We start from the raw sequence: 8,793 nt of genomic DNA on the forward strand, positions 1-8,793 counted from the left end.
TGATGAAAATACTTAAGAAACCTTAAATTGTCTGACCATTTTGCCCAAGGTTTCACTCAACTCTGCAATACGCTGGCTGGCTTCAGCAACTTGCTCTGCGCCGTGGGCGGTATCTTCTGAAACCATTTGAATATTTAACACGTTATGATTAATTTCATTAACGACATGATTCTGCTCTTCGGCGGAAGTTGCAATCAAGGTATTCATATCGGTAATGGCATTGACTGAATGAGTAATTGCATTCAGTGATTCGGTGGCATTTACTGCTTTGGAAACTAATCCCTCAATACTGTTTCTATTTTGTTCCATCGAGGTCACTGCATGGTCAGAGCCTTGTTGCAGGTTCGAAATAAGGGTTTCGATTTGTTTGGTCGAATCCTGGGTTTTTTGGGCCAGTGACCGTACTTCATCGGCTACCACAGCAAAACCTCTTCCCTGCTCGCCAGCACGGGCAGCTTCGATAGCGGCATTCAGTGCCAACAGGTTGGTTTGCTCAGCAATGTTTTTGATAACCACCAGCACGGTGCCGATATTTTCACTACCTGATTTTAAATCTCTGATAACCGTTGTTGAGGTGTTAATTTCTGAGGCCAATTGATTTATCGATGCCACAATTTCGCCAACAACCATACGACCTTTTTCGGAATCTTTACCGCCATTTATCGCTGCTTGAGAGGCTTTTTCAGCATTAAGCGCGACTTCTTGGACCGTAGCCGTCATTTCGGTAATGGCCGACGCAACCTGGCTGGTTTCATTTTTCTGTTTTGCAACATTCTCATTGGTTGAGCTGGTGACAATCGAAGTCTGCTCGGCAGCCGTTGATAACTGTTCTGATGCAGACGCAATCCCCACCACCAGACTTTGCAGCTTTTCAACAAAATCGTTGAATGTTCTGCCCATCGCTCCCACTTCATCAGTACTGGTGAAATGCATGCGTTTAGTCAGATCATTATCTTTCGCCATCGCACTCAGCGTGTTCATGACTTCTTTAATCGGCGTCACAATATTGCTGATGATGATTTTTGAGATAAACACGCCAATGATGAGTGCGGCAGCCGCCATCGCGATTAAGCTGAACAGGCTGGCATTTTGAACCTGTTGAACACCTGCGATCGACCGCTTACTGATGTTACCGATAGTGGCTTGCATGCTCTCCAGCGTGATAAACAAATCCGCTTCGATTTCTTTTAACTTATTCTGCTCTTCCGCTGAAAGATAGCCGCCACCAGACATACTACCGCCACGTTGAATGACTTTTATCGCACTCTCCACGTAGGTTTGGTAATTTTCCTGTTGAGCCACAATTTTGGCAGTGCTTTGTTCCAGGCTAGCAATGTCTGTTAATAATTCAGGTTGGAGACTTTTATTTTCAGCATCATCCAGGATCGTCAGAATCTCCTGTAGGCCCTGAGCATTTTCAATCGTAATATTTTCGATGGCTTCAATGTGACCTTTAATCACATTGCGTGAGGCACCCGATCGGGCATCTGCCAATAGCTCTTGTAAAGCGATGGTTTTTTTCAGCTGCAGTTGGCTGGTTTGGGTAACACGGCTTTCCAGTGGAATGGCTAGTTCATACATCACATTAAATTCAGCAGAAATATCGTTCATTTTAACGATGGCCAATACTGCAATCAGGATCTGCATCAAGCCAAGCACGATAACAATACTGAAGATTTTCTTGCCGATAGGGAGGTTGTTAATAAACTGCATTTGAACTCCGTGGAAAAGTCTTTATAACAAACGCTATTATTAATCTAATAGCGGTTGCAAGCGGATTAAGCTTAATTTTTTTTCGAAAATGTATTCAATTAAATGGCAGTTAATAACTTAAATACTGGTTTAATTGACGCAAAGGTAAAATTGTACAGACATTGTCCTTTGGTTAATTTTTTATTGGGGGATTTTTTGAAGTGGTTTTTGAAAGCCAGCTTATCTGAAAAACAACTGAACCCTGCCAATAAAACAAACAAAAAAACGCCGGCATAACGCCGGCGTTTTTGTTGGAGCGGTAACACTGTCAGGTTTATTTATCAGAAGTAAACTCCGGATAAGCGGACATTCCACATTCGTTAATATCCATACCTTCCATTTCTTCCTCTTCACTAACCCGTAACTTGGCGAATTTGTTGATAATCGACAAGACGATGTAGGAAGCGATAAACATCCACGCAAAGGTCACTACTGTACCGATGGTCTGACCAGCAATTGTTGCATCGGGATTACTGAACAGTACTGCAAAGATCCCCCAGATACCTGCCGTCCCATGCACTGAGATAGCACCAACCGGATCATCAAGCTGCATTTTATCCAGGAAGATGACAGATAACACCAGCACGATACCACCCACTGCACCGATAATCAGCGCCAGGCCAGGGCTAGGCAGCAAAGGTTCAGCGGTAATGGACACCAAACCAGCTAATGCACCACTGATAGTCATGGTTAAGTCTGTTTTACCGAACAGGAATCTAGCCAGTAATGATGCGGCAACCATGCCTGCCGCTGCAGCCATGTTAGTGTTCACAAAGATTTTCGCTACAGCGTTGGCTTCTTCAATGTTAGCGATTTTTAATTCAGAACCGCCATTGAAACCGAACCAGCCAAACCAAAGGATAAACATACCTAATGTTGCCATCGGTAAGTTGGCACCTGGAATCGCATGAACTTCACCGTTTTTACCGTATTTGCCTTTACGCGGACCAATAATGATAACGGCTGCCAACGCGGCGGCGGCACCGGCCATATGTACAACGACTGAACCGGCAAAGTCTTGGAAACCCAGTTGATCCAGGAAACCACCACCCCATTTCCAGTAACCTTCTACCGGATAGATAAAGCCAACCATAAACACAGCAAAGATCAGGAACGGCCACAGGCGCATACGTTCAGCAACAGCACCTGAAACAATCGACATGGTCGCTGCAGCAAACACCGCCTGGAAGATAAAGTCAGCCATCGCTGAATAATATGGCGCGCCTTCACCACCCGCTAAAACAGATTCGGCACTGTTGTCTTCACCCAGGAAGAAATCAATGCCCGGAATCCAGGAGTTCACCGGATCGGCTGGATACATGATGTTATAGCCCACCACGAAATAAACCAGACAGGCAATGCCATATAACAGCACGTTTTTATTGAGGATTTCGACGGTATTCTTGCTGCGTACCAATCCTGATTCCAACATGGCAAAACCAGCTGCCATCAGCATCACCAGCGCTGTACACATCAGGAAATAAAATGTGTCCAGCGCATAACTCACTTCAATTACAAGGGTATCCATTGTGAACTCCTAAATAGCGTCGTCGCCGGTTTCACGCGTTCTGATTCGAACGGCTGATTCCAGCGATGAAACGAAAATTTTGCCATCACCGATTTTTCCGGTTTTGGCACTGGCAGTAATGGCATCAATGGCTTTCGCCAGATCGTCATCCGCTACGACTAACTCAAGTTTTAGTTTGGGTTGAAAATTAACCGTATACTCCGCCCCCCGGTACATTTCGCTGTGGCCTTTTTGTCTTCCATAACCTTTTACTTCGGTCACAGTAAGACCTGTTACACCAACTTCATGAGTGGCAGCTCTTACCAGCTCTAGAGCATGCGGGCGAACAATCGCCGTGATCATTTTCATTTCTCGCTCCTGTTGATTTAAATGAAATAATTTTTACCCCCACGAAACAATGAAATTTTTATGCCAACAGATTTACTCTAATAAAAACAAGTATTTGGGAAACTGGTTTGAATAAAAAACGGGAAAATACTCCCGATTTCCGCACCGCTACGGATCGGGCGCACCAAAATGGTTCGAGATTGGAAAGACAGGCATGGGCTAAAGCAGTAAAGCGCGTCACTGCGTTAGTTAAATGTAGAGTGGTTACTTGGAATTATTTTGCTGAAACTTCCACACAGCCGCCTCAAGCCGACTGGTCAAATTGAGTTTTCTGAGCAGATTTTTGATATGCACTTTGACTGTTGAATCAGTAATGCCCAGCTCACGGGCAATCGTCTTGTTATTCATGCCTGCCGCAATGCAGTCGAGGATCTGATTTTCCCGCTCCGTTAAACTCGCCGCATCATTGGTATTTCTGCTTTCGGGAAATAGTGCTGCACGGGTCAGAATATCGGTGAGACGATCCTGAATAATGGTCATGCCTTTGGTGGCTTTGATCAGACTGTCACGCAACTGCTCCGGCTCCATATCTTTCAATAAATAACCATCGGCCCCTGCACGTAACGCTTCCAGTAAATCCTCTTCGGCATCTGATACGGTAAGCATTACACAACTTGCCTGAATTTCAGTAGCTTTGAGTCGGCGCAGTGTTTCCAGCCCATCCATGCCTTTCATATGTAAGTCCAACAGGATCACATCGGGTAACAATTGTTGAGCCAGGGTAATACCCTGCTCGCCGGAATCTGCCTCACCGACCACTTCAAAGCCTGGATCATCGGAAATCATCTGTCCTACGCCTTTACGGAACAGAGGATGGTCATCTATTAGTAACACGCGAATTTTCAGGGTCGGTTTATCAGTCATCAGCTTATTGTGCCAGTTTGGGTTTAAATAATAGTTGTACACGGGTGCCGCCCCATCGACGACTCATCACTTCAATTTTGCCCCCCAGATTCTGGGCGCGTTCTTTCATTATCGTTTGTCCATGATGGTCATAGGTCTCAGTACCGGGTTTAAAGCCCACACCATCGTCGTCTAGCGTCATTTCAATTTCGCCACTATCGCGTAGTGTTAACAGAATGCTGACATTGTCTGCACCAGCATGGCGCACAATATTGGATAAGGCCTCTCGTAATACATGCAGCACATGAAACTCTTCATTCACTGTTAAGCGGCAGTTCACCAGTCGATTATCCAGTTTTATCTGCAGCGATGAGCGCTGGCTGAATTCATCTATCGTCGCTTGTATTGCATAACCCAGGCCACGTAAATCCATATGCGCCCGAAAGGTCGACAATAACTCGCGTAATTCACGGTAGGCATTATCCAGTCCTTCGCGCAATTCTTTGATAACAGCAGTTTGTTTTAGCTGATCATCGGTAGATTGCAGACGCGACACCTGAATTTTCATAAACGATAACGACTGTGCCAGTGAGTCATGTAATTCCCGTGCTATCGCTGCACGTTCTTCCAGAATCGCCAGTCGTCTCCCCTCAGAATCATAATTCTGATAACGATAACTTATCGCCAGCAAACCGGTTAAGGTTTCCAGCAAGGTGATTTCGGCGGCATCGAGTAATCTGGATACCGGCATTTCCACCAGCAGAATGCCCAATTTGTCTTGTTGCAAGGCAAATCCCAACGCTGTGACATTTACGGTTTCTTTTTCTTGATTTTGCCATTCGCCACTGAACATGCCGCCAGCCAGCAAGGTTTCGAGATGTTCCTCGCTCAGTTCCACCGGCGCATGATGTGAAAACAAAAGCTGCTCGGTCTTGACCACCGTTGTCTGCGTGGTAATCAACGCCACATTTTGCAGATCCAGCGCTCGTTCCAGTGAATACAGCATGCGGATCTGATTAGCTTCATTGGGGATTTCCTGCTGCAGTTGATCCACCCATTCGGCTAGAAAAGCCTGGGCTGTGATCAATCGTTTTAATTGTGTTCCAGTGCGCCGGGCCCACGCCATCTCTGATTGATAGCCGCTCTGCTGCTTATGCAAATGTTCAATAAAGTTTTCTAAACGGGTAATTTCATCTAAGGTAGCCTGGTCGCTGTCTGGTGATGACGCTTGTGATAATGCAGCAAGTCGAATCAAAAATACCTGCCGCATATTGGCCATCAGATAAGCAGTTAACAGCAAAAACACTACAAAAAATGTGATCTGCAATGCCAGCAGCCAATTGGTCTGCCGCTTTTGCTGATGAGACGAATCCAGCAACGCCGCTGTATTCTCATCCTGCATAGCTTGCTGCTGAATTTGTTCAACGATTTGCTGCTGGTTTTTTAAGCTGGTTGATTGCATCACCGATAACATCAATATCAACCAGCAACTGAGTAACATGCCACTTAGCAGAATTATCCAACGTTGATACAACGATCCATGACGCCAGAGCTGGCGCAGACGTTGAAAATATCCGTTATTGTTCGACATGGCTTAATGAGACACGACTATGAAACATCGAATAGCTGACCGGAATATCATGCCGTTAATATTGTTTTTCATGTGGTTTGGCAGCCTCAGTGTCCTGTTTGGGTTATTGATTGTCTGGCAAAGCAATCTCAGTATTGATTCAACATTTCTCATCTTGTTCAGCGCCACACTTATTCTCAGTCTGGTCGTGTTAATAAACAGCATTAAACCCCTTGTTGGCAAGGCCATCAGCCGAAAAGCCATGTCATCGGCCAATACGCTTGGTGAATGGTCAAAATATCTGCCGGCCACTATCACCAGCCCTGCTGCTATTGTGGATGGCCTGAACCTGAAGTATGCCAATCCGGCATTTTTACAGCTGATTGGCATGTCCGACATGCAGGATCTGGTTATCGATATGCCACTCAATAATCTGATCCATCCATCACATCATGCCCGCTTAAATACCATTCTCGGTAACGAAAATAATGAAGCCTTACCGGTCAGCAATATACGACTGTTATGTTTTGATGGCAGCACATTACCAGTTGAACTCACTATCAGTTCGATGCAAATTGCTGGTTATCCTTTGGTGCAGCAACTGCAAATCAGCACTAGCGATTTACCGGTTACAGTTAATGCCCCAACCGATCAGCAGCAATCGAACTTGTTGCTGGAGCGGCTTGAACAAACCATTTTTCATTTAAATACCGAACTGCAACTTATCCTGTTAACACCGTTCTGGCTCAAGTTACTCGATTACACCGTTGAAGAATCTTTAAATAAACCTTTGATTGATTTTATTCACCCCGAAGATCAGGCGCTGGCACAAGCCAGACTGAACGGTCTGGCGACTGGCAAACGTCAGCGCACCCAATTAAACATTCGAATGCTGACTAAAAATGGCTTGTTGCAATGGGTGGATTTACGCGCCAATACCACTTCCCTGTTACGCGGCGAACACAGCAGCATTATCGGCACCCTGACCGATATCAGCCGGCAGAAACAGACCGAAGCCGCGTTACGCGCCAATGCCCGCTCGACCACCGATATGATCATGAACAACATTTCAGTGATGGTGTATCGCTGCAAAAATGATCGTTTCTGGAGTCTGGAATACGTCAGCAGTGGGTGCCATGAGTTGATTGAATATCAGCCCTATGAAGTGGTCAATTCTCAGCCGCATGGTTATATGAATCTGATGCACCCGGATGATAAACAACGCGCCTGGGATTATGTGCAAGAGCAATTATTCCGCCAGCAATCTTTTCAATTGATTTATCGTCTGGTCACCCGCTCCGGCAAAATCAAATGGGTCTTCGAGCAAGGTAAAGGGGTGTTTTCCAATGCCAACGAACTGCTGGCACTGGAAGGTGTAGTCACCGAAATCCAGGCCAGCAGTGTCGAACAATTACAGCAAGGTTTGCAGCATATTGAGTCTCTCCATAGCTCCGGTTAATTACTCCGGTTGCGTGCCTTTAGGTAAAACTTCTCCATCATCCTGTGGTTTCAGCCATTCCAGCACATACGGCAGATAGCTGTTCAGACCTTTGTATTCGGCCAGATCCGGATGCAAGCTGGTCAACACTCGATACAAACGTTTGATCCAACGTGGATACATTGCCAAATCTTCCAGGCTGACCATATAGGTGCGGATACTGAATGCAATGGCGTTACTGCGTGGCAGTCTGAACAACGCTTGTAATTCCACCCGTAAATAGACTTTTTCAGCCACGTTTTCAGCGGTCACCGAAACATTATCTGGTCCCCACAAATGCCATTTTTCAGAGGATGTATCTAATCGCGGATTAACACACATACGCCAGTTGGTGCGTCTGACCGGGCTGCCATATTGCAGATGTAATAAATATTTAAGGGCCCGATCAAAAATCCCCATTTCAGGTGCATGGGGAACCGGTGCATGCCATTCCTTGAACGACATTCCGGCATCAAAGGCCACCGACCAATCAGCCTGTCCAGTAACAATACCTAAATCGGCAAATAGATCATCATCACGCTGATCCATGATCACCCAATCACCCTGGACTTGGCGGCTGATAAATTCAAACGGCTCCATCGGCAAGGTTGAGGTATCACCAAATACAAACTGTTGATCAATACCCAACGGTTTGTTCACCCAATGCCAGTTGTCACCATCCTGTGTCAGTTGAAACGATTCCGGATAGTCTTTTGCAAGGTTAGTCATTACCAGCTCGACCATATCCCACTGCGCATCCATCATATGTGGCAATGCGACATAACGGCCATGATCATCTTCCAGCACAATGCGGCGTTCTTCGCACTCGGTCAGATAATGTTCATCAATATCGATAGCATATTCAGTCACTGACCCTGGTGGACCGGCATCATGCGGCTCGATATTAACGCTGTACATGTATTCGTCTTCATCAAACGGAAATGGAAAACGCCGTACCGATTCAGGAGAATTACTGAAGGTATAGTCGTCACGTAAGGTTTCTTGTTTAAATGCCATATTCATAGTGGTATTCCTTAAAGGTTCACAACCATGCGCGAGCAATGTGCCCGTGAAACGCAAGGCATGATTTTGTTCGCACTGATTTTTTCAGCATCGGATAAATAGACGTCCTGATGGATCAGTTCACCATCACAGTCCACTACCTCTAATTCACAACGACCACATGCCCCGCCACGACATAAATACGGTGCATCAATACCCGCTTCTTCTAATGCT

At 45.7% G+C, this 8,793-nt stretch carries 8 protein-coding genes; 1 reads left to right on the forward strand and 7 read right to left on the reverse strand.

What is annotated here, in order from left to right; genetic code table 11:
- Positions 1-12: 12 nt before the first annotated feature.
- The 5 genes from Q7V21_RS11420 to Q7V21_RS11440 all read right to left on the reverse strand — a co-directional run bounded on the left by Q7V21_RS11420 (position 13) and on the right by Q7V21_RS11440 (position 6,101).
- Positions 13-1,713, reverse strand: coding sequence for a methyl-accepting chemotaxis protein (locus tag Q7V21_RS11420; RefSeq protein ID WP_304917416.1), 1,701 nt, complete (start codon positions 1,711-1,713; stop codon positions 13-15).
- A 313-nt stretch (positions 1,714-2,026) separates the two neighbouring features.
- Positions 2,027-3,280, reverse strand: a complete 1,254-nt coding sequence (locus Q7V21_RS11425) for an ammonium transporter (protein WP_304917417.1) — start codon at positions 3,278-3,280, stop codon at positions 2,027-2,029.
- A 9-nt stretch (positions 3,281-3,289) separates the two neighbouring features.
- Complete coding sequence (locus Q7V21_RS11430; protein ID WP_304917418.1) at positions 3,290-3,628, reverse strand: P-II family nitrogen regulator; 339 nt, start codon at positions 3,626-3,628, stop codon at positions 3,290-3,292.
- A 243-nt stretch (positions 3,629-3,871) separates the two neighbouring features.
- Positions 3,872-4,531, reverse strand: coding sequence for a two-component system response regulator NarL (gene narL / locus Q7V21_RS11435; RefSeq protein ID WP_304917419.1), 660 nt, complete (start codon positions 4,529-4,531; stop codon positions 3,872-3,874).
- A gap of 4 nt (positions 4,532-4,535) precedes the next feature.
- Positions 4,536-6,101, reverse strand: coding sequence for a histidine kinase (locus tag Q7V21_RS11440; protein WP_304917420.1), 1,566 nt, complete (start codon positions 6,099-6,101; stop codon positions 4,536-4,538).
- Positions 6,102-6,120: 19 nt separating this feature from the next.
- Here Q7V21_RS11440 and Q7V21_RS11445 point away from each other — a divergent pair, with 19 nt between their 5' ends.
- The gene (locus Q7V21_RS11445; protein WP_304917421.1) at positions 6,121-7,539 is read left to right on the forward strand and encodes a PAS domain-containing protein; all 1,419 of its coding nucleotides are present in this window, start codon (positions 6,121-6,123) and stop codon (positions 7,537-7,539) included.
- Here Q7V21_RS11445 and Q7V21_RS11450 read toward each other — a convergent pair whose 3' ends face one another.
- Together Q7V21_RS11450 and Q7V21_RS11455 are read right to left on the reverse strand one after the other, a co-directional pair.
- Entirely contained in the window at positions 7,540-8,580 is a 1,041-nt protein-coding gene (locus Q7V21_RS11450) for a DUF3445 domain-containing protein (protein WP_304917422.1), read from the reverse strand.
- An 11-nt stretch (positions 8,581-8,591) separates the two neighbouring features.
- The coding region (locus Q7V21_RS11455) for a 2Fe-2S iron-sulfur cluster binding domain-containing protein (protein WP_304917423.1) at positions 8,592-8,793 on the reverse strand (202 nt) is incomplete at its 5' end.

This window comes from Methylophaga sp., from assembly GCF_030651745.1.

Coding starts and splice junctions, on each gene's coding strand:
- Q7V21_RS11420 (WP_304917416.1), bottom strand. CDS start 1,713: ATGCAGTTTATTAACAACCTCCCTATCGGCAAGAAAATCTTCAGTATT.
- Q7V21_RS11425 (WP_304917417.1), bottom strand. CDS start 3,280: ATGGATACCCTTGTAATTGAAGTGAGTTATGCGCTGGACACATTTTAT.
- Q7V21_RS11430 (WP_304917418.1), bottom strand. CDS start 3,628: ATGAAAATGATCACGGCGATTGTTCGCCCGCATGCTCTAGAGCTGGTA.
- narL (WP_304917419.1), bottom strand. CDS start 4,531: ATGACTGATAAACCGACCCTGAAAATTCGCGTGTTACTAATAGATGAC.
- Q7V21_RS11440 (WP_304917420.1), bottom strand. CDS start 6,101: ATGTCGAACAATAACGGATATTTTCAACGTCTGCGCCAGCTCTGGCGT.
- Q7V21_RS11445 (WP_304917421.1), top strand. CDS start 6,121: ATGAAACATCGAATAGCTGACCGGAATATCATGCCGTTAATATTGTTT.
- Q7V21_RS11450 (WP_304917422.1), bottom strand. CDS start 8,580: ATGAATATGGCATTTAAACAAGAAACCTTACGTGACGACTATACCTTC.